Here is a 23865-nt window from a genome sequence, read left to right as displayed (position 1 = left end):
ATGGGAGACGTGGAAGGGAGAATGGCAATGGCAGCAGAAGCGGTGGGCATGGTGCAGGTCTTGGGGTACCCGGCAGCCCTTGCTGTGGCCGATACCTTGGTCAAAGCGGCTCAGGTTACCCTTGTCAGTTGTGAGGGGATTGGTGCGGGCTATTGGACAGTGGTGATTCGGGGAGAGGTGGCGGACGTGAATGCAGCAGTTCGAGCAGCGCGATCGCTCAGTGGCCACGAGGTCATTTCCCATCAGATTATTGCCCGTCCCGATGGCAATCTCGAACAGGTTTTACCGATTGTAGTCCCGCAGCAGCCAGCCGAGGATTTTCTACTTTAAGGTGTTTTGAATGGGCGGCTGAGGTAGGAGCCGTCGCACTGACCGTACTAGGCTATCAATGGCGGTAGCTGGAATAAAGTGAGCCGCATTATGCTTTGTTTGAAAACAACCTGGGGCAGCCTCTAGATCCCCTTCAGCACCAATCCATTCCCAAAACTGAGGAAAAGCGGTTTGAATGTCCGCTAAATCAATCGTCATTTTGTGGGTTTTGTCCCGCAGAAAGAGTTCAATGTTGCTATTCACCGTATGGCAATCGTCCAAACACACCTCTAAGGGGTCAGCATTGGCTGGCAAGTGGAGCAAGATGCCCTCGCGGTATGCTTTCATCATCCAGAGGCCATAGCGCTGGCGGTAGCTGCGGGCAACACTGAGGTCATCCCGCCGCAGGTGAACGTAGTAGGCGCGATCGCCATAGGTTTGATCGAGTCGTCCCAAAAACTAAGAAAGGGGATTATCCAAATTCAATGTGGCGATCGGGGTAGGCCAAACGTGCCTCACCGAGCAGGAATGTCCGCGACTCATGGGCACTGCTGAAATTGGTGATGAAGGTGCAAGCTTTGGCAAACGTGACCGAACCGCAGCGACCGGTACAGAGGACAAAAACGTTCATAACGCTAGCGAGATCCTTGCAGTTGCTTCACTTGCTCAGGGGTGAGAATTGTCAGCATTTCGACGCGGGTATCCTGCATCACCTTCGAGAGTTGTGTCTTTTGATCAGGGCGCAACGAAACGGCGTCCATGGCTTCACCGGTAGATTTCCCCTGTTTGATGGCATTGCGAAAGATGCGCTGCTGGTCGCGATCAAGGATCTTGAGGATGCGATCGTTGGTGCGCAGGGTTAGCCGCAGTACGGCCTGTTTTTGCTCAACACTGAGATTGAGTTTTTTCATTTGCTCAGCAGTCAATAGGCCGCCACTGGTTTGAGCCACGACTTGGGGTGGAATGACTGTGCCACTGATGCCAATAATCAAGGCGATCGCCACCATGAATCGCTGAATATTCTTTTTCATCGCTGCCACCTCACCACTGCTGCTACGCTTGTTGCTACCCCCATTCTAGGCTGTCCAAGCGGGATGATTGAGCAGGGCGTTGATCACCTGTACGCCCCGCAGTTGATTGGTCAGGGGTAAATGTCCGCGCGGGGCACTCAAGTCCCAGATAAATTCATTCGGATAGCGCGGCCACCGCTTGCCCTGCCGCCAGCCAATTTTCTCCCACAGCCGATCCCAGTTTTGACCGCAGCCTAGCCACAGTTGCCGTTGCACCGAATAGCCAAAGCGACCCAAGGAAAAGGCGAGCCACAATTGATCAATGGTTTGTAAATCCACAATCGGGAATTGCTCCACCTCCGTAAAGTAGAGCCAGCGGCGTTTTTGTGCCAAAGGACCCGCCAGTTCACAGAGCTTTTGCGTCGTCAGGCGATCGGCGGCTTCAAATTTTTCGGCCACTAGGAGTTCAGCCAGTTCCTGATAGTCCACCCCGCGATCGGAGCGCAGCGGGATCACCCCTTGGGGATAGTGTTGTTGCAAAAAGGCTTGCACAGAGGCTTCTGGGCTGTGGAATAGGAGACGATAGGCCTGACCGCGGATCCAAGGGGCGGGTGGGGGGGAAAAGGTGGCACTGTCTTTGAGGAATTCCTGCAAGAGGTGATAGCCTTCACTGCCTGCCGTACTCAGGGTGCTCATGGCGGCCAGTTGGGATTTTTCGTTGCCGTTGTACAACTGCTCCCGTAAATCGGCTAAGGCTGGTTCTGTGGTGACCATGCGCCCGGTGACTCCTCCCCATGCAACTCTAAAATGCGTTGGACGATCGCCGTTGTCGAACTGGGAACCTCTACTTGAATGAGTTCAATGCGACCACCATAGCGCTGCACAGCCGCCGCTTCCGGTAGGGTCTCCAGTTGGTAATCGCCCCCCTTGACGTAGATCTCCGGTTGGAGAACCTCGATCAGGCTCGTGGCAGTGCGATCGCTAAATAGCACCACCGCATCTACTGATCGTAAACTAGCAAGCACCTCTGCCCGCTGCTGTTCGGGAATAATTGGCCGTTTTGGCTTTAGAGTTGCCACGGAGCGATCGCTATTCAAGCCCACCACCAAGCGTTTGCCTAGGGCACGGGCTGCTGCCAGATAGCGGACATGACCCGCATGGATCAGGTCAAAACAGCCATTGGTAAACACCAAAGGGCGCCAGTCTTGGGGCGCAGCATTGATGGTAGCCACAAGGGCTTCAAGGGTGTAAAGGTTCAGGGGACTTCTCCTAAGAACACTAACTGAGCGTGCCACGAAATAGCCCTTGGGGACGTACTAAAAGCACCGCCATCATGATCACTAGGGCAACGGCCAGCTTGTATTCAGAAGGAATCATCAGGGTACTCATCTCCTGAGCCACGCCAATAATCAGGGCGCCAGCGATCGCCCCATAGGGATTGCCAATGCCACCGAGAATTACACTAGCAAACAGGGGCAAGATCAAAAACCAGCCCATCGTTGGCCGCACAGCGGTAATCAGGCCATAGAGACCCCCGGCCACCCCCGTGAGCACCCCCGCCAAGAGCCAAGTACACAGCACCACCCACTCGACATCAATCCCCGAAACCCGCGCCAAGTCGAGATCATCGGCTACGGCTCGCATGGCTTTGCCCACCTTGGTGCGTTGCAGGATCAAATGCACAGTGGCGATCGCCACCACCGCCAAAATCATGACAATCACCTTCGAGTAAATAATTTTCACGCCCCAAAAATCAAGGGCAGGCATCACTGGCAGCCGATAGGTTTGGTTTTCACTGCCCCAGATGAGAATCACAGCATTGCGCAGCAGAAACGACAGACCAATGGAAATAATAATCAGTGTGGTGGAAGTTGCCCGGCGATCGCGCATCGGCTGCCACAGGAGCTTCTCACTCAGGAGCATCAACCCTGCCGTTCCCAAGCCACCGATCGCCATTGAGAGCCAAATATCCAGTCCTGTTGCATTAGCCACCAGCGTTAGGTAGGCTCCCGCCGTCATAAAGTCGCCGTGGGCAAAATTGGGCAGGCGCAAAATCCCAAATGTGAGCGTCAAACCCACTGCTGCGAGGGCAATAATACTGCCCACCGCCAATCCGTTAACAAAGAGTTGAATCAGTTGAATATCCATGAACGATTGCGACTAAAATTTGAGAAAACGTGAAAGGGGCAGCACCTGCTCATAGAATAGCGATCAGTGGGGTGTTTAGACGAGAGCCTTTTCTCTCACTGGAAAAAGTGAGTTCTATCTCGAAAGCTTCAAGCCAAACCCAAGATTATATCTTGATTTATACTGCCAAAATGTAGCGACAATAACAAATAATAGTACGGATTCCCGAAGTTTCAGGTAGGGATTTACCCCCTTGGTCTTTTTCAGTGAGATTGCGTACCGTTGAGGCAGCCATGCTGCTGAGTCAATCGCGCGATTAGCATCAAGGCAGCGGTGACCAACCGTATTGTTCGAGGAGGCTTGTATGCGCATTGCTCAAATCGCTCCCCTGTGGGAACGGGTACCGCCGCCAGCCTACGGGGGTGTGGAGTTGGTGGTGAGTCTGCTCACAGAAGAGTTAGTCAAGCGAGGGCACGAGGTCACGCTGTTTGCCAGTGGCGATTCCATTACCCAAGCCAAATTGGTTTCTACCTATCCCCACGCCATTCGCCTCGATCCCAATGTGCAGGAATATGCCGTCTATGAAGCTCTGCAACTGGGAGAAGTCTTTAGTCGTGCCAATGAATTTGATGTCATCCATTCCCATGTGGGCTATACGGCTTTACCCTACGCCAGTCTGGTGAAAACACCCGTTGTTCACACGCTCCATGGTCGCTTTACGACGGATAATGAGCGCATTTTCAGCCAATATCGCAACCAAAACTATGTCAGTATTTCCCATTCCCAGCGGCAACTACGGGATTTGAACTACATTGCCACGGTCTATAACGCCATTGCCGTGGAAACCCATCACTTCTATTCCCAGCCCAGCGATCCACCCTATTTGGCCTTCTTGGGACGGCTCTCCCCGGAAAAAGGCCCTCACCATGCCATTGAAATTGCTAAGCGAGTGGGCATCCCCCTGCGGATGGCCGGCAAAGTGGATCGGGTGGATCGCGACTACTTCAAGGAATTGATTGAACCCCACATTGATGGTGAATTTATCCAATTTATCGGCGAAGCAGATCATCCAACCAAAAATGCTCTCCTAGGTGGGGCGATCGCCATGCTCTTTCCGATTACGTGGCAGGAACCCTTTGGCCTAGTGATGATTGAGTCCATGGCAGCCGGTACGCCAGTGGTGGCGATCGCCAAGGGGGCAGCGCCTGAAGTGATTGAGCACGGCAAAACCGGTTTTCTGTGTCACTCCGTTGACGAATGTGTGGCGGCTGTTGCCCAAGTGCCGCAACTGGATCGCATGGCCTGTCGAGACTATGTTTGGCAGCGGTTCAGTGTTGAACGGATGGTGAGCGAGTATGAAGCAGTCTATGATACCGTTCTCGCCGACACCTTTGTCCATAATGGACATCGTAGGGGGACGATTGAACTGCTGGCCAGTTAGGTGTATCCCTGAACCCTGTGCAAAAGTGTTTCTTTGACCGTTATTCAAAAGGTGTATTTATGCAAGCATTATCAACCCGTACAGCAAAAAATACACTTCCTCGGGCGTTTGCCATGCCCCAACCGCAGGTGCCTGCCCGTCAACCCATTGCCTTGATTTCTGTGCATGGGGATCCCGCCGCTGATGTCGGCCATGAATCCGCTGGCGGCCAAAATATCTATGTACGGCAATTGGGGGAAGCCCTCGCGGCAGCCGGGTGGCACGTGGATATGTTTACCCGCAAAATCCATCCCGATGACCCCGATGTCATTGAACATAGCCCCCACTGTCGCACCATTCGCCTCGAGGCAGGCCCTCTGACCTATATTCCGCGTGAGAAACTCTTTGAGACCTTGCCGAAGTTTGTCGAAGCCTTCAAGGCTTACCATGCCAAATATGGCTATCCCCTGATCCACACCAATTACTGGCTCTCTGGCTGGGTGGGTTGGCAGTTGCGTCAGGAGTTGAATTTCCAATGGCTGCACACCTACCATTCCTTGGGGGTTGTCAAATATCAAGTGGCTTCCGAGCAAGCCCAACGGGATGAAACCCGCCTCATGGTGGAAAAAGCCATCCTTGAAAATGCCGACTGTGTGATTGTGACTAGCCCCCAAGAGGAAGCCTACCTACGGCGTTGGGTCTCCAAGGCAGGGCAAACACGTCTGATTCCCTGTGGCACGAATTTGCATCTCTTTTACCCCGTGGCCGATGCCCGTGCCCAACTGAATTTGCCTGCCGATGAGCCGATTGTGCTCTATGTGGGTCGCTTTGATCGCCGCAAAGGGATTGAAACGCTGGTGGCAGCGATGGCTCAAGTGCCCCAAGGGCGGTTACTGCTTGTGGGGGGGAGTGATCCGCAGCGCAGTGATGGTGCCGAACGGCGGCGCATTGAAGGATTAGTGCAGGAGTACAACTTGGGCGATCGCGTGACCTTTGTCGGGCAAATTGACCATGAGCGCTTGGCGGTTTACTACAGTGCTGCCAATGTCTGCGTTGTGCCCAGCTACTATGAACCCTTTGGCTTGGTGGCCATTGAAGCGATGGCCTGTGGCACGCCGGTGATTGCCTCTGCGGTTGGGGGCCTGCAATTCACGGTGATTCCCGAGGAAACAGGGCTACTGGTGCCGCCTCAGGATGCCACCGCCTTGGCCAAGGCCATTCAGCGTATCTTGGCTAATCCAGCTTGGGCGCGTACCCTTGGGGAAAATGGCCGCGAGCGGGTGCAAGCCCTCTTCAACTGGGAAGCGATCGCCCTCCAGATGGGGCAACTGTACCGGCAACTCTTTGCTGCCTCCCTCATGGGGAATTCACCGCGCTTAGAGACGGTTAAGAACACAGCCTCACTGACAACTGTGACCAAGGCGGCCTTAGCCTCCTAAACTTCTTAATGACGTAGCAGAGTGGTTGAGGACAAGATTAAGCAGCATTCCTGTGTGGAGGGATCATCTCTATCTCGCCGCTCTGCCCAATCACTGATTGCCCTTGCTGTGAACAATTTGTTAAATTCTAGGGGGTTGTTTATCATTTTGTATCATTTCTAACATCCAATGGTGCGGTGGCGATCGCTTTTTCCCCTATGGCCTGATGTCATTCTGGCGGCACTGATTCTAGGTCCTTTGTTTGCGCCTTTCTTGGCCGCTAGTCATTTTCTTTTCTTGCCTAAAATTGCCCACATTATCTACACGATGGGCAATCATGTATGTCCGCAGCCAGAAATGGGCTTGATGCTCGCTCCCCCTTGGAAAATGGCGGTGTGTATGCGCTGCTATGGCACCCTTCTGGGGGTTCTTTTGACCCGTTGGTGGATTGAGCGTTCCACCACTGCTCGCGAGTGGTACTGGCTGCCGCAGTATGGTCTGGGGGGCTTTTTAGTGGCGGTGTTGTTAATGCTGTTTTATCCCCTTGAGTGGGCACTGCAACACTATGGCGTCTGGGGCTATTCCAATTGGATTGTCTTTCCCTTTGGGGCGATCGCGGGACTGGGCTTGGGATTACTGATCATGCCCCTGTTATATCCCAAACAGCGCCTTGCTACCTCCCGCTAGGGAGCAAACACCGAAATTTTGGTAGCCTCCGATACAAAAATTAACTGGGGCAACTTTCTACCATAGATTGTCGCTGCGGTGCGCCCAATACAGAAGGAGTAACCTATACATGGCAACGCCCCAAGAAATCTTGAATTTGATCAACAGCAAGTACGAGCTAATCGACTTGAAATTTATTGACATGCCCGGCACGTGGCAACACCTGACGGTTCACAAGAGCCAAATTGACGAAAGTTCATTTACCGAGGGTGTGCCCTTCGACGGCTCCAGTATTCGCGGTTGGAAAGCGATCAACGAATCCGACATGGTGATGGTGCCGGATCCGGATACGGCGTGGGAAGACCCCTTCATGAAAGAACCCACCCTGAGCATGATTTGCACCATCAAAGATCCACGCACCGGAGAACTCTACGATCGCTGCCCGCGCTCCATTGCCACCCGTGCCATTGAGTACCTAAAAGCCACCGGCATTGGTGATACGGCCTACTTTGGCCCCGAAGCCGAGTTCTTTGTTTTCGATGACGTTCGCTACGACCAAAACCAAAAGTCTGGCTACTACTACGTTGATAGTATTGAAGGTGTTTGGAACACTGGCCGCGAAGAAGAAGGGGGCAACCTTGGCTACAAAATCCGTGGCAAAGAGGGCTACTTCCCTGTTGCGCCGACGGATACACTGCAAGACCTGCGGACAGAAATGCTCTTAACGATGGCCAAGTGCGGTGTGCCCATTGAAAAACATCACCACGAAGTGGCCACAGGAGGTCAGTGCGAGTTGGGTTTCCGCTTTGGCACTCTCATTCAAGCTGCCGACTGGCTGATGACCTATAAGTACTGCGTCAAGAACGTTGCCCGCAAGCACGGTAAAGTGGCAACCTTTATGCCCAAGCCCGTCTTCAACGACAACGGTTCGGGGATGCACACTCACCAGTCGATTTGGAAAGATGGTCAACCGCTGTTTTGGGGTGAGGGCTACGCCAATTTGAGCCAAATTGCACTTTGGTATATTGGGGGTCTTCTCAAACACGCCCCAGCGCTGTTGGCCTTTACCAACCCGACAACGAACTCCTACAAACGACTGGTTCCCGGCTTTGAAGCCCCCGTGAACCTTGCCTATTCCCAAGGCAACCGCTCTGCCTCTGTGCGGATTCCTCTCACTGGTCCCAATCCCAAAGCGAAGCGCCTAGAGTTTCGTTGCCCCGATGCCACAAGTAACCCCTACCTTGCCTTTGCGGCGATGCTGTGTGCAGGGATTGATGGCATCAAGAATCAAATTGATCCGGGTAGCCCCTTGGATGTTGATATCTATGACCTCAGCCCCGAAGAACTGGCCAAAATTCCCTCCACCCCCGGTTCACTCATGGCGGCTCTGGAAAACCTGCAAAAGGATCATAGCTTCCTCACAGCGGGCGGTGTCTTTAGCGAAGACTTTATCCTCAACTGGATTCAGTACAAGCTGGACACAGAAGTGATTCCCATGTCCCTGCGTCCTCACCCCTATGAATTCACCCTCTACTTTGATGCCTAGGGCAGTGAATCCCTAGAGCCTCCCATTTAGGCACAGAGCACTTAGAGGCACTCATCAAGGGTTGCCTCTTTTATTTTTGTTGCCGATTCTTCTCTGACAGCGGTTTTGAGTGTGCCCGTAGTTGCCTAGGGCTGGAATTTCTGATAAGTTGGAGTGTTATTGAAAATTAACCTTCCCATTTTTGGGTGCAATGGCTGGGAAATGTCTTCCCTTGAGAATGAGGTTGTAGGGTCTGATGTTACGCGCGGGAATTGTCGGCCTACCGAATGTGGGCAAATCAACGCTGTTTAATGCCCTTGTGGCCAATGCCAAGGCCGAGGCGGCCAATTTTCCGTTTTGTACGATTGAACCCAATGTCGGTGTGGTGGCCGTCCCCGATGAACGGCTGGAGGTATTGGCAAAAATTTCCCAATCAGCGCAGATCGTGCCGACACGGGTAGAGTTTGTGGATATTGCGGGTTTGGTGAAGGGAGCCAGCAAAGGGGAAGGATTGGGCAACCAGTTCTTGGCCAATATTCGCGAGGTGGATGCCATTGTGCACGTGGTGCGCTGCTTTGAAGATGAGGATATTGTCCACGTGGCAGGTCGCGTCAATCCTGTCGAGGATATTGCGGTCATTAACTTAGAGTTGGCACTGGCAGATTTAGCGCAAATTGAAAAACGGATTGAACGTACCCGTAAGGCAGCGCGATCGCAAAAAGAGGCACAGATTGAACTCACGGCTCTTGAAAAGCTCCTTGGCGTGCTCAATGAGGGACAGCCTGCTCGTCTGTGTCAACTGACGGAGGACGAAGAAGCCGCCATTCGCTTTCTGGGATTGCTCACCCGTAAGCCCGTGATCTATGCCGCTAATGTGGCTGAGCAGGATTTGGCCACTGGCAATGAATGGACAGCGGCGGTTCAGGAGATTGCCCAGCAGGAGGGGGCGGAGGTGGTGATTGTCTCGGCTCAGGTGGAGGCTGAACTTGTGGATTTGCCCGAGGGCGATCGCGCTGAATATCTTGCTAGCTTGGGGGTCACTGAAGGGGGCTTGCGATCGCTGATTCGCTCAACCTACAAGTTGCTGGGTCTGCAAACCTTTTTTACTACAGGGCCTAAGGAAACCCGAGCATGGACGATTCCAGCGGGTGCCAAAGCCCCCCAAGCCGCAGGCGTTATTCACAGTGACTTTGAGCGGGGTTTTATTCGCGCTGAGACGGTGAGCTACGCAGACCTAGTGGCCTGTCAGTCCATGACGGTGGCTAAGGAAAAAGGCCTAGTCCGCAGTGAAGGTAAAGATTATGTTGTGCAGGAGGGGGATGTGATGCTCTTCCGCTTTAATGTTTAGCCCCTCCTGATTGGATGACAAGTTTATAGCAACGTTCCCACAATCGGATAAACCAAGGGCGGCACAATTAAGGCCATCGCCACCCCCACCGCTGCGATCGCGCTGAGCAGAACCGCACCAGCGGCACAATCCTTGGCAATGCGAGCGAGATCATGATATTGCTTACCAACGGTGAGATCCACCACCGCTTCAAGAGCCGTATTCAGCAGCTCTAGCCCCATGACAACACCAATCGTGAGCAAAATCACTGCCACCTCAACGGGGGGAAGTTTTAACAGACCACTGAGGGCGATCGCGCTAAGACCAACTGCGGTGTGAATCCGAAAATTGCGCTGAGTTTGAAAGGCATAGACCACTCCCGCCCATGCATAACGGAAACTATTCAGTAAAGAGGGCGCCACACGGTAGGAGCGCTGTCGCAGTATGGTTATCCCTGATGTTTTCTCAGCGTAGGTGGCAAGAACTTTTTGTGTCATAACGTTACCCATCACACCAAACATTGGTCTTTAAGTGTTGACGCTGGATTCCATACACCTTAAAAAGTTTTTCAAAAAATTTGGCTGTTAACGCCTTCCATTTAAGCACATCCTTTGGGATTTCGTTCCTATGGATCATCGGGAGAATAGGGAGGGGCAAGACCCACTGCCCTAAGACACTCAGCCTGCTGGGCAAGCATGCGCGCCAATTGCGTCTCATCGGGATGATCCCAGCCCAAAAGATGGAGGAGGCCATGGCAAGCCAGCCAAGTCACTTCTATGGATAGAGAATACCCCCCTTCTCTGGCTTGCTTTCGGGCGGTGTCGCCAGAAATAATAATGTCCCCTAGGTACTCTGGTTCTGCAGGGGGCAGAGGAAGCCCGTAGTCACGGGTGGCAAAGGCGAGTACATCCGTAGGGGTGTCGCGATCGCGATACTGATGATTAAGCACCTGAATTTCAGCATCCGTCGTCAAACGCAGTGTTACCTCATAGGCCTTACCTTGGTTTGGTTCAACCATGGCAATCCACGTGCGAAACCACACTTGCCAAGGAAGTTCTGCCACCTCATTGCTCAGGGAAGGATCGTGAAGTTCTAGATAGACGGTAACCGTCATTTGTTTTTGCTGTGTTCTCACTAGCGGGTGAGGTAGGACAAGCCCACCAACAACGCCAACAGACCGATACTGGTGAGGGCAAAATGGGTCAGAGATTTGCCCCCCTTGCGTACCATGTTCCGCATGGCCAATTTGACATAACTGGGCTGCTCGACAGGGGAGGGCGTGGGTTCTGGGGACTCGCTCATGGGATTTCACTGCTATGGGCAATCTTCATGAATTTTAACAAAGGGTGCTTGACTTCAGTAGCGCGATCGCGGGCAATGATTGGCCACCGATTGCACTAGCCCCAAACCAATATAGGTTGCCAAAAGGGCAGAACGGCCATAGCTGAGGAAGGGCAAGGGAATACCCGTCACAGGAAATAGGTTCATGGTCATGCCGATATTGACCACCGCTTGGAACATCAGCATTGCAAAGAGACCAATGGCTAGGAGCGAGCCAAAATCATTGCGGGCGCTATTGGCAATTTGCAATAGCCGCAGGCCAATCAACCAAAACAGTCCTAAAACCAGCAGCCCCCCCAAAAAGCCTAATTCCTCACCGATGGCGGAGAAAATAAAGTCCGTGTGCTGCTCAGGGATAAACCCCAATTGTGTCTGCGTGCCGTGAAACAGCCCTCGCCCCCACAGTCCACCCGCACCAATGGCAATGCGGGATTGGATCAGGTGATAGCCCGCCCCCAAGGGATCCTTATCGGGATCTAAAAACATTAAGAGGCGGTCTTTTTGGTAGTCCTTGAGAACACTCCACAGCAATTGACCCAGTCCTGCCCCTGAAAGGTTCAGAACAATGCCGCCGATCGCCCCAATCCACCCCAAGGGCAGGTTTTGCCATGCCACAACCCCCATCCCTAATGTCCACAGGAACCACAGCACCAGATTGAGTGCATAGGGCAGCGGTAGGGCAAAGAGAATGGCCGCCACCAACGGGGAGAGCATCAGCACAATCCAGCCCAAACGGGCATTGGCCCAATAGAGCATGCCCAAGGTGATGGCGCCAAAGACAAGGGAGGTCCCCAAATCAGGTTCGGATAAAATCAACCCTAGGGGCAAGACCGTTGCCGCAAACACCCGTAGAATACCCCTGAGGCCATTGGCAGGCACCCGCTGGAGAAGGGCAGCTTGGGTGAGGATGATCGAGATTTTGGCAAATTCTGAAGGCTGGAGGTTAAAGCCCGCAATGGGCAGCCAACTTTGGGCACCGTTAGCTTCCACACCAAATAAGCTCACAGCCAGTAGAAGGGCACAACTGATACCATAGACCCACCAATGGACTGAGATAAAGACCGATGTCGGCACCCGTGCCAGTAGGAAAAGCAAAATCGTCCCCACGCCCGCGATCGCCAGATGTTGGAAGCCATCCTTTTCGCCAATGTGCAGCTCGGCACTGTGAATCGCCACTGCCCCCAACAGCGTAATCAGCCATACGGCAATTAAAAGGAGCCAATCCATCCCCCGCCAAGGGTGGAGCCAAGCAGACCAGCGGCGTTGCCATAGCCGAGTTGTCCAAAACATCGCCCAATATCCTTCGTTCGCACTAGGCTGGAACAGTGGTGGTTTGATCAAGATTCCCATTCTAGCTTGAGTGGATCTATGCTTCGGTGGCAACAGGGTTGGTCAAGGCTTTTGTGGTCAATTTCGGGGCGGCTGCTGCTGGTGATGCTGCTGATTTCCCTATTACCGATGGGGATGGTGGTGCTCTACAACCAAACTGAAAGCAATGTCTGTGTTGGGGTCATTCTCATTTCCCTGATTGTGGCTCCTTCGATTACTAAGCCGATTCGTACCCTTGTCAGTGCTGCCCACGCCCTCAAGCATGATCAGTTTAACCAGCTTGATCCCAGAGTTCTCAGGCACTATGCTCAAGGGAGTGATGACATGGCAGAACTTGCCCAAGTCTTTTTGGACATGGCACAGGCGGTAGAGCAGCGCCAAGATCAACTGGAGGAGGAACTGAGTGAACTAAAAATCGAAATTGACCAAGAAAAGCGAAAGAAATCCGTTGCCGAAATTACCAGCACCGACTACTTTCAAAAACTGCACCAACGGGCACAACAATTGCGCCAACGGGCCCATACCAAATCTCCCACTCCTGCCACACATCCACAGATAGGGCATACTGAGGGTGAAGCACGCAAAGATGAGCCACCCCTGCCAACATGAGCTTTCCTGCGCCGACTTTGGCTGAATTGCCCTTCCATCCCTACATTGATGATGCAGGCCGGGTAGCACCGGATCTTAAGGGGGCGATCGGTCTCTATGCCATTTTTGATGCCACTGGCAGCGTACAGTATATTGGCTATTCGCGGGATATGCGACTGAGTTTGCTGCAACACCTTGTGCGTTGTCCCCAGCAGTGTCGTGGCTATAAGGCGATCGCCATCGAACGTCCCGATCGCCCGTGGCTAGAAGCTGTAAAACAACAGTGGCTAGCGGAATTGGGAACCGTCCCCCTCGGCAACGATCGCGATCGCCCCCAGTGGGAAAATGCCATTGATGTCAGGGAGCAAATGACCGAGGCCGAACGCACTGCATGGGCAAGTGCCGATCCATTGACGCAACCGAAACTGCTAAAACAGGTGGCGCGGCGGGTTGAAGCAGCAATTCTGGAACAGCTAAAGCAGCGATCGCTACAGGAGCCGCTGGTCTTTAACGCCAAACTGAAGGAAAGTGGACGGCTGGACCTCAAATGATGACTTCTCCCCCCCTGACCTCTAGCCAAATCTGGCAGATCAATCAACTTCTGCGCCAAGCGGGGCAGCGGGCACGGCAACTGGCACAGCAACCCTTTGAGGTCATTGAAAAGGGACGCCAAGACTTTGCCACCAGTATTGATCGCTTCTTGGATCGGCTGCTAAGTCAGAAATTTCGCGCTTGGTTTCCTGAGGATGGCATCATCAGCGAAGAAAATGCTGACTCCCAAGCGATCTTTCAAGAACCGAAAAATCGCTACTGGCTGATTGATCCCCTCGATGGCACGGATGATCTGATTCACCATCGCCAAGGTTACGCCCTCATGGTGGGCCTGCTGGCGCACTACAGTCCAGTGGCGGGTTGGATCTATGCTCCCAATCTGGATCACCTCTACTATGGCGGTAAAGATTGGGGACTCTTTCAGATGAGCAGTGGTGGCCCCCCTGTCCCCCTCTTACCCGTTTGCCCGCCCTCTCCTAATGAAGACCATTGCCCGATCATGATTGGCTATCGCGACTACCGCACCTACGGCGATGCAATTCATCAGGTGTTGCCCCAAGTGGAATTTCGCTTTCTGGGCAGTTTTGGCCTCAAGGTGATTGAAGTGATTTTGGGACGGGCGGGACTCTACCTTTACTTAAATCAGCGGGTGAAGCTCTGGGACACCACCGCCCCCTTGGCTTTAGCAACGGCAGCAGGTTTGGTGTGCACCGACTTGCAGGGAAATCCCTTGCGCTTTGATGCTACGGGGTTACAGGGACAGACCCTTGCCCATCAGCAACCAATTCTCATTGGCTGGCCAGAGTATATCGCTGCCTTGCGATCGCCCTTGGTGGAGGCGATTACCGCCGTTCAACTGTCCCTTGGCTCTACCTAGAATCCCTGAGAAATAGGCTATCGTGGGGCTAGAGTCTGCTTGGAGGCATCCCGATGGGGCGCTGGCACAGTTGGTCATTGGTAGGAATGGCGATCGCCACCGTCCATATTGCTCAGCCTTTTCCGGCTCAAGGGGTGAGCGTTACAGAAGTTGCCCGCATTGCCAAAAATATCACCGTGCTCATTGAAGGTGCCAACAGCCACGGCTCAGGTATCCTACTGCAGCGCAAGGGCAGTACCTACGTTATCCTCACCGCCTACCATGTGGTTGAAAAGGCCGGCCAGTACACGGTGAAAACGGTTGATGGTCAGCGCTATGCCATGCGACCCAATTCCATTCGTCGCTTGCCCGGCGTTGATCTGGCCACGCTGGAAATTGAAAGCAACCGCGATTACACCCTTGCCACACTGGGAAACTCCGTAGAGGCAGTGGAGGGCATGCCCGTTTTTGTGGCTGGTTTTCCTGCTCAGGAGGCCTCGGTTCTGGGGGGCATTTATCAATTTACCGAGGGGCGGTTGACGGCCAATGCCTCGCGTCCGATTCAAGATGGCTATGCCTTGGTCTATAGCAATCCCACCTTGCCGGGGATGAGTGGCGGCCCTGTCCTCGATGAAAATGGCCGTTTAATTGGGGTTCATGGCAGTGCCGATATTGCTTCTACCCTTGTGCAGGAGGGCAGTGGCTCCAGTACTGTCTTTGTGAAACGCGGCTTTAATCTCGGCATTCCCATCAATACCTACTTGAGTTTGGCCACACCGTCGCGGGAAACCACGGTTCTGCCTGCCCCGACCCCCCTGAAAGCAGCGGACTATTTCCTCGCCGCTGAGGAGCACTTCCAACGCAAGAATTTTGCCGCCGCCATTGACAACTATACCCAGGCGATCGCCCTCAATCCCAACTACAGTGAAGCCTATCTGGGACGGGCCGTAGCGCAAATGTTTGCCCTTGTGCCTCACCAAGACTTTAATCAGCTCGGTGAAGAACTGGGAACCAAGTACCTGAGTCGTCTGACCCAAGGTAACCCTATTCTCAAGGATGCCTTTCCCCCCAACCCGCCCACCCCGATGCTGGATACGTTTGTCCGCAATATGGCTGAACGCCCCGGCACGATTCAGCAGGACATTGCCAAGGCGATCGCCCTCAATCCCCAGTACACCGAAGCCTATGGCATCCGTAGCTTTTTGAATTTGCTCCTCGGCAACTTTGGTACTGCCGTTGCGGATAGCGATCGCGCCCTTGCCCTCAGTCCCAACAACAGCGATCTACAGATGATTCAATCCTTGGCGCTGTTTCTCAGTGGCGATTTTCGCCGCAGTATCCCCGTGTTTGATCGTCTCATTGCCGCCAATCCCAAGAGCACCGACTATCATTTGCTGCGGGGAATTGCGGCTTTTCTCATGGGAGATTATGCCCTCAGTCGCCCCAGTTGGACGGCCTTGACGCAACTCACCCCCAAAGATCCCATCCCCTTTGCGGTGCGGGGTGTAACGTATCTCCTTGAACAGAACTCCAAAGCGAGCCTACCGGATCTGCGCCAAGCCGCTGAACTCTATCGCCAACAGGGGAATATGCAGTCCTACAACGAAATGATGGACGCAATTCGTCAGATTGAGAACCGCTAGCGTTGCCACTGCTGCAAGAGCCAACGACCCAAACGAATCAGGTGTTCTTCAATCCAGAGAAACAGGCGATCGCACCACAGCAGGAGCCGTTCAAACCAGTGGAGTTCATAGCCAATCAGGGCAGCATCCACATCAAGAATTAACTGCTCTGGATTTGGAGGGACACTGGTGGCCGCAGTTTCTGAGGGTGGCGAATGGGCTAGGGAATCAGAGCGACTGCCTAGGCTAAGAAGGGTCTCCACGGGAGAAAAGACTGGCAAAGGATCCGTAGCCGCCAATAGCGGTGAATTTACGGCTGCCACCACTGGGGGTTGGAATCCCCCTAGCCAATAGGAGAGTTGACTCAGCCAGTCTGGGAAGGGCAGCTTGAAGGGATTGAGATGGCGTTCAATCCAAGCCAGAACTTGCGCCTGTTGGGCAGGGGTGAGGGTATAAAGAATCTCGTTATCGGTGCCGATGAGCACCATCTGCTGGGTTTCTAGAAGGGTGGCAATCCCCTGTACCCGCCCTTGGGACAGCGTATTTTTGCGGCCGAAGGGAAGGCGCGATCGCAACCAGCGGAGGGCAGCGGTTAGGGGAGACACCGTGGGTAGGACTAAATCCCCTTCACTAGCACCTGTTAACTGAAGTTGCCCTAGAAAATTGCCCACCAAACAGGACGGTGGGTTAGAGCCTGCTTTGAGCGATCGCTGCTGCCAACCCCAGAGCCAGTGATGCCGTCGCCGATACCACTGCCGAAGGTGCTGATAGTACACTGCCAAGGCATAGGCAATGCGTTGCTCAATTTGCCGCTGTTCTGTGGCGGTGAAGATTTTCAAGGGACGGGCAGCCTCATCCACAAGCAATAGGGATTTTGCGGCGCGATCGCAGGCAAGGTAAAAGGGTTGCCGCTGTGCCAAAGGTGCATCCTGTGGTGGTAACGTCTTGGACGGGGGTTGAAACCAGCGCTGCCACCAAGTCAGTGGGCGGGCAATGGGGGCGATCGCCACCACCCAAGAGTCATCCTCCCCTTTCGTCAGGGAGAGGGCAGACATCACAGTTAGCAGTGCTTCATCGGCAGGGGGTGCCGCTGTGGGTTGCGCTAGGAGGCGTTGACGCATTCGAGAGACGCTGCCCATGAGTTGGGGGAGTCCCCGCTGCCAAACCTGTGCCAGAATGGCGCCAATCACCTGCAGCGTGCCACTGAGGCTGCTTTCAATTTGCCATAGTTGGCGTTGCCAGTGTTGCCGCCAACGGTGCCATTGCTGTTGCCAAAAGCTCAAGAAGCGACTCTGATAGGAAACTGCCATCGCAGCTTTGGGGGTAGAGGAATATAAAACTAGATTACCGTTCTGATGTGCTCAATAGGCACCTAGTATTGATCCCGTTTACCCCGCAACCGTGTAAAGGTTTGGAGGGGGGTGGTTGCCTCCACTGCTGCTTGAATGGTGCTGACTTCACAGCGTAAAAAAGGATTCGTTGCCTTTTCAACGCCAATCGTACTGGGAATCGTGCTTTTTCCTTGGGCGCGATCGCGACAGACTTGAGCATAGCGCTCTTGCAGGGCAGGATTATTGGCATCCACTGTCAGGGCAAAGCTGAGGTTCTTTTGGGTATATTCGTGGGCGCACCAGACCCGCGTTTGCTCCGGCAATTGCCGCAGTCGATTCAAAGACTCCAACATCTGTGCCGGTGTCCCCTCAAAAAGACGACCACAGCCACCGCCAAAGAGGGTATCACCGCAAAACAGATCGCCCGTTGCTGGCTCATAGTAGGCAATGTGACCGCGGGTATGGCCGGGAACAAACAGCACCTCAAAAGCATGTTCGCCAAAGGGCACGCGATCGCCGGCACTAAGAAAAACCGTTTGCTCTGGAATGCGGCCTTGATCTTCGCGGCTGCCATAGACTTCGATATTGGGGAAGCGCGATCGCAGGGCACGATTGGCACCCACATGATCCCAGTGGTGGTGGGTATTGAAGATCGCCGTCAGTGTTGCTCCCAATTCCGCTAATTTGGCAAGAACAGGTTCTGGCTCTGCCGGATCCACCACTGCCGCTGTCCCCGTTTGCGGATCATGGAGCAAAAAAATGTAGTTATCTGTAAGGGCATTGAGGCGATAAATCATCATGGCCGTTGTTCCTGTACCCAGCGTCGCCAATTTTTCTCTGCCTCTACCTCATCCCTTTTGGCCTCTGCCAAGAAGCGATAAAGGCATTCCTTGGGCACCCATGGAAATAAAGGGGAGCGATCGCACCCTTGATAGCATCCGTCCCGCAACTGGAAAATTTGCCATTCCCGACCATTGTACCGCCATAGCTCCGGTACCCCCAAGGCCGCATACAGCTGGTTTTTATCGATATCGGTATGGGTCATGTCCACCTCAATCACTAAATCAGGCGGTGGATCAATGCTCAGATCAATGCTGCGGCCAGCCACCTGTGGTTGATGGTAGATGTAATAGGCATTATCTGGTTCTGCTCCTCGCTTCAGATCCGGTCGCCACAGGGTTGTTGAGCGCAGCGATCGCAGCCGCAGTCCTGTTTCCACCACCAGAATGCGCAAAAATAGACCGATCAGCTCACTGGCAAACTCATGCTCTTCGAGGGGCATCGTAATTTCAAGGGTTCCACAATCAAATATCAAGTGGGCAGCACGGGTTTGCGGCAGAGCATTGAGAATCTGTTGGTACTGCTGCCAAGTGAGGCCGTGGAGCGTGACACGCTGTTCGCCCGTAGTTGTGGTTAGGGTTTTCATGGCAAATCCCCTATGACTTTGGTATCAGCTTCCTACCTGTGGCACACAAGTCAATGAGTTCACAGCCTTCGCACTGGGGTTGGCGCGCTTGGCAAACGGCGCGGCCATGGTAAATCAAGCGAATTGACCAGTTTTCCCAATCGGGCTGGGGGATCAGGCGCATTAAGTCCCGCTCAATTTTCACGGGATCCGTTTCTTGGGTCAGCCCCAACCGCCGACTCAGCCGCTTGACATGGGTATCCACCGTCACTCCCCCCAAAATGCCGTAGCCATGGGCAAGAACCACATTGGCTGTTTTGCGAGCTACCCCCGGCAGTGAAAGCAAATCTTCCATCACCTTGGGCACCTGACCCCCATAGACTTCGACAATGCGGCGGCAGGCGCCTTGAATATGGCGGGCTTTATTGCGATAAAAACCAGTGGACTTGATGTACTGTTCTAGCTCAGCCAAATCAGCCATGGCAAAGTCCTCGGCATCACGATAGCGAGCAAACAGTGCCGGGGTGACTTGATTCACCCGCTCATCCGTGCATTGGGCAGAGAGAATTGTGGCTACCAGCAGTTGCAGCGGATTGGCAAAGTTGAGGCTACAGGTGGCATCCGGATAGAGGCGCTTGAGGCGGGTGAGAATTTCCAAGGCTCGCTGTTGCTTGGCCGCAAGACGACGGGTAATCGCCATAGAAGCCCTTAAAAGAGTTGCTGTACCCAGCCCAAGCCCGTGAGGTTCACGGTGTCCCGCACGATGAGGAACATCCCCAGTCCAAGGAGCAACACCAGCCCCGTTTGCATGACGCCCTCTTGAATGCGATTGGGTAAGGGACGACCCCGCAGCGCTTCCACCAGTAAAAAGAGCAGTTGACCGCCGTCAAGGGCTGGAAAGGGCAGAATATTGATAATTGCAAGGTTAATACTGATCAAGGCGGTAAAGGTAAAGAGCTGTTCAGCATTGGAGCGGGCAATATCCGCGCCCATCGCTACGATCGCCACCGGTCCTGAGACCTGTTGAGCCGCTTGATCAAAATGCTGGAAAAGTTCGCGAAACCCCTCTAGGGTCAGCACAACCACCCGCTGAAACTCCGCCGCGGCCGCCGTGACTAATTTAATCGGGTTTAAGGTGTGTTCGCGGTAAATGTCGGCATGGGGGGCTAATTGAACGCCAATCCGGGCTTGACCATCCTCACTCACCTCTGGCGTGACGGTAATCTCTTGGATGTGCCCTTGACGTTGAATCGTCAGTGTCAGGGGTTGCTGCGGATGCTGCTGAATGGCTCGCATCAGGTTTGGTAAGCTATTGGCATCGGCACCCAAGGGTTGGCCATCCACGGCTAAAACCAAGTCCCCCGGCTGAATGCCCGCTCTGGTGGCCACAAGGCTACTTTCCGGGACAAGGGCAGGAATGAGGACACCCTCATAGTAGGTGGCCTGACTAATGCCCATGACGCCCACTTGCACCAGCAGTAGCAAATAGGCAAAGACCAAGTTGGCAATCACCCCCGCGCTGATGACAATGGCGCGATCCAAAATCGGCCGGTTGCTCAGGAGATTGGGATCGTTGGCGGGAACGCTGCTATTGGGGTCATCGTCTGGGAATCCCACATAGCCCCCTAGGGGAATCAGGCGCAGGGCGTACTCCGTATCCTTGCCTTGAAACTTCCAGAGGATCGGGCCAAACCCAATAGAAAAGCGGTTGACATGAATGCCTTGGCTGCGGGCAGCGATAAAGTGCCCCCACTCATGGACAAAAATCAAGATTCCCAAGATGGCGATCGCCACCACGACTGCAACCATGGACATAGATTCAACCCAGTGCTACGCTGCGAATTGTTAACTCCCTTTTATTGTGACACCGAACTTCCCCTTGGATCGGTGATTTCGCCACAGCCCCTTGCATAATTTCTCAAACTTGTGCGATATATTGCAAAAATGCAACAAAGTGGCATGATAAGTAATTATTCTTAGTGGACGCTCCTGAGAGAGACCCATACAAACGTGCTATTTGAGACCTCAACGTTAAAGGGAATTTTCTACAATGTCTTTATTTGATTGGTTTGCAAATCGCCGTAAAGAAACCGCCTTGACCCCCATGCAGCCAGAGCGGGAGATCGCTGATGGTCTCTGGACAAAGTGCGAAGCCTGTGGCGTCATGATCTACAGCAAAGATCTGCATAGCCATCAACTGGTGTGCCCAGAGTGCGGCCATCACCATCGCGTCAGCAGTAGTGAGCGTATCCAACAACTGATTGACCCCCACACATGGCGCCCCCTCGATGAAAATTTGGTCAGTTGTGACCCCTTGCAATTTAAGGATCGCAAGCCCTATAGCGATCGCCTGCGGGAGTATCAAGAGAAAACCGGTCTCAAGGATGCCGTACAAACCGGCCTCGGCCAACTGGAGGGGCTGCCGGTTGCCTTAGGGGTGATGGACTTTGCCTTCATGGGCGGTAGCATGGGCAGCGTGGTCGGCGAGAAAATCACCCGCCTGATTGAACGGGCCACTTGGGAGCAGATTCCCCTTGTGATTGTCTGTGCCTCTGGCGGTGCCCGCATGCAAGAAGGGATGCTCAGCTTGGTGCAAATGGCGAAAACGGCTGCTGCCCTCGAACGGCATCGCAGTGCAGGTCTGCTTTATATCCCCGTCTTGACCCATCCCACTGCTGGGGGCGTGACGGCTAGCTTTGCCATGTTAGGGGATATTATTATTGCCGAGCCAAAAGCAACGATCGCCTTTGCGGGGCGGCGGGTTATTGAGCAAACGCTGCGGGAAAAACTTCCCGATGACTTCCAAACCGCCGAATTTGTCCAGAAATGCGGCTTTGTGGATGTGATTGTGCCGCGGACTCACCTGAAGTCAACTTTGGCACAGTTAATTCGTTTACATCAACCGGTGACGCGTCATGTTTCCTCGACCCTGCTGCCCAAATCATTTCCTGTGATGGCAATGGCTGAGGAATAACAGCAGCAACCCCCAGATCAAGGGTTGTCCTAGGGCGATCGCTATACAATAGGGGATACCGCTCCCACACCGCAAGGGGTGGTCGTCACTGTGCTGTCTTTGCTGGCTCACCTGCTCTAATGCCTACCGCTCAAACTGATCAAAACCTCAAACTTTGGTGGGGCGTTCTCTATCCTGCCTATACCGATCACCCCATTTTGGCTGTCCCCAACCGTAACTCTGAGGGAACTGTGTTTGAGCAGGACACCAATCCTCCCAATGCCGCTGTCTTTTTTGACCCCCAGCACCGCTACCAACGCTGGGATCACCGTTACGCCTGTGATTTGCCCCAACTGGTGCAGGATCTACAGCCTGAGAAACCGACGCTCTTAGAAGCCCTCCGCGAAACGGCTCAGGATTGGGCACAGGGGTTAAACATTCTCGACCCCAGTGTGGTCATTCCCCATTTGCAAGCTCAATACCCTGACCTCAGTGCGGTGGCGATCGCCTACCTTGCCTTGCACCTTGTCTATCCCGAAACCATTCCAGCCATTCACGATGCGTGGCTAGATACCGTTTCCACAAGCAACTTACCGGCCAACTACTGCCACGGCATTATTCTCGACTACAATCACACAGCGCGCCCTCTGCAAGATGTCTGGCAAGACGACAACATTTCCGATGGGCAAATTTTTCAGTACCTAGAGGACATGATTGAGCTGTGGAAGACTCTAGAACCGTGGCACTGCCATTATTCCTTGCTCACAGTTAGGAATTTAGCCGTCAACCCTGACGATCAATTGCGGCTGCATCAACTGGACTTCACCTTGCCCTTAGTGAAAACCTTTGAGCGACCCACGCCACCCCCCAGCCTCGTTACTGTTTGGGAAGAGTTATTTCGCCATGCCTCTAGTCGTCGTCAAGCCGTTTTTATGCCGCTCTTGGTCTCCTTGAGCACGGCTCCTCTGGAGAAAATCTCAGAAATTCAGATGTTGCTCGACTCTCTCGCCTCCACCCTGCGCAATGAACCTCTGCCAGACTTTGAGGAGGAGACAGGTGAAAGTACGGGTGACTTGATTAATGAACTGCCAGACATCACCCTCTCATCAGAATCACCAGAAGAGGATCATACCGCTATTGAGGATGCACCCACTGTCCTCTTACCGCGGCAACTGGTTCAAGTGGATGTTGCTGCCCAGACAGACACCGGGCGCGATCGCCACCACAACGAGGATTTTTACCTGATTGATCATCGGCAGCAAGTGCGTCTCACCCCCCAAGGGCAGCAGTTGGATGTTCAGGGACTTTACGTGCTCTGTGACGGCATGGGGGGGCATGCAGAAGGTGAAATTGCCAGTTCCCTTGCCACTAAAACTATTCACGAATACTTTGAACAGACATGGCCGTGGCAGGGAGAACTCCCTAGCGCTGAAGAGGTTCGCAAGGCCATTTACCGTGCCAATGAAGTCATTTTTGCCACTAATGATCAAAAAGGGAAAACCGGCAGTGGCCGCATGGGGACAACGCTGGTCATGGCTCTAGTGCATAACTACCACCTACGCCTTGGCCATGTCGGTGATAGTCGCATTTACCGCTTTACCAAACGTCAAGGACTGCAACAACTCACCATTGATCACGAAGTCGGTCAACGTCTTATCCAACAGGGGGTCGAGCCGGAAATTGCCTATGGCCGCCCCGATGCCTACCAACTCACCCAAGCCCTCGGCCCTCGCAACAATGAGGCCATCTACCCAGAAGTCATCGACCTAGACATCGAAGAAGATACCTTGGTTTTACTTTGCTCCGATGGTCTGTCCGATAATCGCTGCCTTGAAACCCATATCATTAGCCACTTAGTCCCGATGCTCGACTTTAGTATCCCCCTCAGTCAGTCGCTCCATAAATTGATTGATATGGGGAATCAAGTCAATGGCCACGATAACTTGACGGCGATCGCCCTCCGCTTCAAATTGCGCTCTGTTCTTAATGCCCTATTTTAGACAGTACCCGCACCAGACACTTTGCCAAGTGGCACATTGCCTTGATTGCACTTAAAATAGTCCCTGAGGATAAAACTATCCTCATT

Annotated in this window: 27 protein-coding genes; 12 read left to right on the top strand and 15 right to left on the bottom strand. The window is 53.6% G+C overall.

Features of this window, described 5'->3' with window-relative positions:
• The first annotated feature begins 27 nt into the window (after positions 1 to 27).
• A complete protein-coding gene (locus QYC28_RS05975) occupies positions 28 to 330 on the top strand; it encodes a carbon dioxide-concentrating mechanism protein CcmK (protein ID WP_286669095.1) in 303 nt (100 codons plus the stop codon).
• On the opposite strand, the gene QYC28_RS05970 is transcribed toward QYC28_RS05975, so the two are convergent.
• From QYC28_RS05970 to QYC28_RS05945, 6 genes are read right to left on the bottom strand one after another with little or no spacing between them, the layout of a single operon-like run.
• Positions 322 to 765: a hypothetical protein gene (locus QYC28_RS05970; RefSeq protein ID WP_190278261.1), complete on the bottom strand. Its 444-nt coding sequence runs from the start codon at positions 763 to 765 to the stop codon at positions 322 to 324. The genes QYC28_RS05975 and QYC28_RS05970 overlap by 9 nt on opposite strands.
• A gap of 16 nt (positions 766 to 781) precedes the next feature.
• The gene (locus QYC28_RS05965; RefSeq protein WP_190278260.1) at positions 782 to 940 is read right to left on the bottom strand and encodes a hypothetical protein; all 159 of its coding nucleotides are present in this window, start codon (positions 938 to 940) and stop codon (positions 782 to 784) included.
• A 4-nt stretch (positions 941 to 944) separates the two neighbouring features.
• Positions 945 to 1340 carry a Spy/CpxP family protein refolding chaperone gene (locus tag QYC28_RS05960; RefSeq protein WP_190278259.1) on the bottom strand — a complete coding sequence of 132 codons (396 nt, stop codon included), beginning with the start codon at positions 1338 to 1340 and terminating at the stop codon, positions 945 to 947.
• Between the two features lie 45 nt (positions 1341 to 1385).
• Positions 1386 to 2093 (bottom strand): GUN4 domain-containing protein, encoded by a 708-nt coding sequence (locus tag QYC28_RS05955; RefSeq protein WP_286669057.1) that lies wholly within the window; start codon positions 2091 to 2093, stop codon positions 1386 to 1388.
• Positions 2069 to 2614 carry a D-glycero-beta-D-manno-heptose 1-phosphate adenylyltransferase gene (rfaE2, locus tag QYC28_RS05950; protein ID WP_149819067.1) on the bottom strand — a complete coding sequence of 182 codons (546 nt, stop codon included), beginning with the start codon at positions 2612 to 2614 and terminating at the stop codon, positions 2069 to 2071. Before rfaE2 ends, QYC28_RS05955 begins: the two co-directional genes overlap by 25 nt.
• On the bottom strand, positions 2598 to 3467 hold the full coding sequence (locus QYC28_RS05945) for a branched-chain amino acid ABC transporter permease (RefSeq protein WP_149819065.1): 870 nt from the start codon (positions 3465 to 3467) through the stop codon (positions 2598 to 2600). Before QYC28_RS05945 ends, rfaE2 begins: the two co-directional genes overlap by 17 nt.
• A gap of 343 nt (positions 3468 to 3810) precedes the next feature.
• Between QYC28_RS05945 and QYC28_RS05940 the strand changes: the two genes are divergently transcribed.
• From QYC28_RS05940 to ychF, 5 genes are all read left to right on the top strand, one after another.
• A complete protein-coding gene (locus QYC28_RS05940) occupies positions 3811 to 4887 on the top strand; it encodes a glycosyltransferase family 4 protein (protein ID WP_302680007.1) in 1077 nt (358 codons plus the stop codon).
• 59 nt (positions 4888 to 4946) lie between these two features.
• A complete protein-coding gene (locus QYC28_RS05935) occupies positions 4947 to 6305 on the top strand; it encodes a glycosyltransferase family 1 protein (protein ID WP_149819061.1) in 1359 nt (452 codons plus the stop codon).
• Between the two features lie 168 nt (positions 6306 to 6473).
• Complete coding sequence (locus QYC28_RS05930) at positions 6474 to 6971, top strand: DUF2085 domain-containing protein (RefSeq protein WP_149819059.1); 498 nt, start codon at positions 6474 to 6476, stop codon at positions 6969 to 6971.
• Positions 6972 to 7080: 109 nt separating this feature from the next.
• Positions 7081 to 8496 carry a type I glutamate--ammonia ligase gene (gene glnA / locus QYC28_RS05925; protein WP_286669055.1) on the top strand — a complete coding sequence of 472 codons (1416 nt, stop codon included), beginning with the start codon at positions 7081 to 7083 and terminating at the stop codon, positions 8494 to 8496.
• Between the two features lie 235 nt (positions 8497 to 8731).
• Positions 8732 to 9823, top strand: a complete 1092-nt coding sequence (gene ychF, locus QYC28_RS05920; RefSeq protein WP_302680005.1) for a redox-regulated ATPase YchF — start codon at positions 8732 to 8734, stop codon at positions 9821 to 9823.
• 23 nt (positions 9824 to 9846) lie between these two features.
• On the opposite strand, the gene QYC28_RS05915 is transcribed toward ychF, so the two are convergent.
• The 4 genes from QYC28_RS05915 to rodA all read right to left on the bottom strand — a co-directional run bounded on the left by QYC28_RS05915 (position 9847) and on the right by rodA (position 12433).
• Positions 9847 to 10299, bottom strand: coding sequence for a diacylglycerol kinase family protein (locus QYC28_RS05915; protein WP_286627031.1), 453 nt, complete (start codon positions 10297 to 10299; stop codon positions 9847 to 9849).
• A gap of 128 nt (positions 10300 to 10427) precedes the next feature.
• Positions 10428 to 10916 carry an rRNA maturation RNase YbeY gene (gene ybeY, locus QYC28_RS05910; protein ID WP_302680004.1) on the bottom strand — a complete coding sequence of 163 codons (489 nt, stop codon included), beginning with the start codon at positions 10914 to 10916 and terminating at the stop codon, positions 10428 to 10430.
• A gap of 20 nt (positions 10917 to 10936) precedes the next feature.
• The gene (locus tag QYC28_RS05905) at positions 10937 to 11104 is read right to left on the bottom strand and encodes a DUF3285 domain-containing protein (RefSeq protein ID WP_149819048.1); all 168 of its coding nucleotides are present in this window, start codon (positions 11102 to 11104) and stop codon (positions 10937 to 10939) included.
• 54 nt (positions 11105 to 11158) lie between these two features.
• Positions 11159 to 12433, bottom strand: a complete 1275-nt coding sequence (gene rodA, locus QYC28_RS05900; RefSeq protein WP_286627028.1) for a rod shape-determining protein RodA — start codon at positions 12431 to 12433, stop codon at positions 11159 to 11161.
• Between the two features lie 78 nt (positions 12434 to 12511).
• Here rodA and QYC28_RS05895 point away from each other — a divergent pair, with 78 nt between their 5' ends.
• Genes QYC28_RS05895 through QYC28_RS05880 form a run of 4 tightly spaced genes read left to right on the top strand, consistent with a single transcriptional unit; the run spans position 12512 to position 16111 of the window.
• Positions 12512 to 13081, top strand: a complete 570-nt coding sequence (locus QYC28_RS05895; RefSeq protein WP_149819044.1) for a HAMP domain-containing protein — start codon at positions 12512 to 12514, stop codon at positions 13079 to 13081.
• The gene (locus tag QYC28_RS05890; RefSeq protein ID WP_302680002.1) at positions 13078 to 13611 is read left to right on the top strand and encodes a GIY-YIG nuclease family protein; all 534 of its coding nucleotides are present in this window, start codon (positions 13078 to 13080) and stop codon (positions 13609 to 13611) included. The genes QYC28_RS05895 and QYC28_RS05890 overlap by 4 nt, the downstream gene beginning before the upstream one ends.
• Positions 13608 to 14489 carry a 3'(2'),5'-bisphosphate nucleotidase CysQ gene (locus QYC28_RS05885; RefSeq protein WP_286627022.1) on the top strand — a complete coding sequence of 294 codons (882 nt, stop codon included), beginning with the start codon at positions 13608 to 13610 and terminating at the stop codon, positions 14487 to 14489. The genes QYC28_RS05890 and QYC28_RS05885 overlap by 4 nt, the downstream gene beginning before the upstream one ends.
• Before the next feature lie 53 nt (positions 14490 to 14542).
• Positions 14543 to 16111: a serine protease gene (locus QYC28_RS05880; protein ID WP_190278256.1), complete on the top strand. Its 1569-nt coding sequence runs from the start codon at positions 14543 to 14545 to the stop codon at positions 16109 to 16111.
• On the opposite strand, the gene QYC28_RS05875 is transcribed toward QYC28_RS05880, so the two are convergent.
• From QYC28_RS05875 to rseP, 5 genes are all read right to left on the bottom strand, one after another.
• Complete coding sequence (locus tag QYC28_RS05875; protein WP_302680001.1) at positions 16108 to 17400, bottom strand: hypothetical protein; 1293 nt, start codon at positions 17398 to 17400, stop codon at positions 16108 to 16110. The genes QYC28_RS05880 and QYC28_RS05875 overlap by 4 nt on opposite strands.
• 62 nt (positions 17401 to 17462) lie before the next feature.
• Entirely contained in the window at positions 17463 to 18221 is a 759-nt protein-coding gene (gene gloB, locus QYC28_RS05870; RefSeq protein WP_302680059.1) for a hydroxyacylglutathione hydrolase, read from the bottom strand.
• Positions 18218 to 18847 (bottom strand): Uma2 family endonuclease, encoded by a 630-nt coding sequence (locus tag QYC28_RS05865; protein WP_302680000.1) that lies wholly within the window; start codon positions 18845 to 18847, stop codon positions 18218 to 18220. The genes gloB and QYC28_RS05865 overlap by 4 nt, the downstream gene beginning before the upstream one ends.
• 10 nt (positions 18848 to 18857) lie before the next feature.
• Positions 18858 to 19526: an endonuclease III gene (gene nth, locus QYC28_RS05860; protein ID WP_149819035.1), complete on the bottom strand. Its 669-nt coding sequence runs from the start codon at positions 19524 to 19526 to the stop codon at positions 18858 to 18860.
• Between the two features lie 8 nt (positions 19527 to 19534).
• The gene (gene rseP / locus QYC28_RS05855) at positions 19535 to 20641 is read right to left on the bottom strand and encodes an RIP metalloprotease RseP (RefSeq protein WP_286627016.1); all 1107 of its coding nucleotides are present in this window, start codon (positions 20639 to 20641) and stop codon (positions 19535 to 19537) included.
• Positions 20642 to 20876: 235 nt separating this feature from the next.
• Between rseP and accD the strand changes: the two genes are divergently transcribed.
• Complete coding sequence (gene accD / locus QYC28_RS05850) at positions 20877 to 21800, top strand: acetyl-CoA carboxylase, carboxyltransferase subunit beta (RefSeq protein WP_206200021.1); 924 nt, start codon at positions 20877 to 20879, stop codon at positions 21798 to 21800.
• Positions 21801 to 21919: 119 nt separating this feature from the next.
• Positions 21920 to 23779, top strand: a complete 1860-nt coding sequence (locus tag QYC28_RS05845; protein ID WP_302679999.1) for a serine/threonine phosphatase — start codon at positions 21920 to 21922, stop codon at positions 23777 to 23779.
• Positions 23780 to 23865: the final 86 nt, after the last annotated feature.

This window comes from Thermosynechococcus sp. HY596, from assembly GCF_030518715.1.
In the GTDB taxonomy this organism is placed as follows: Bacteria; Cyanobacteriota; Cyanobacteriia; order Thermosynechococcales; family Thermosynechococcaceae; genus Thermosynechococcus.
Note: the sequence above shows the minus strand (reverse complement) of the source record. Positions and strands in the feature narration are given on the sequence as shown.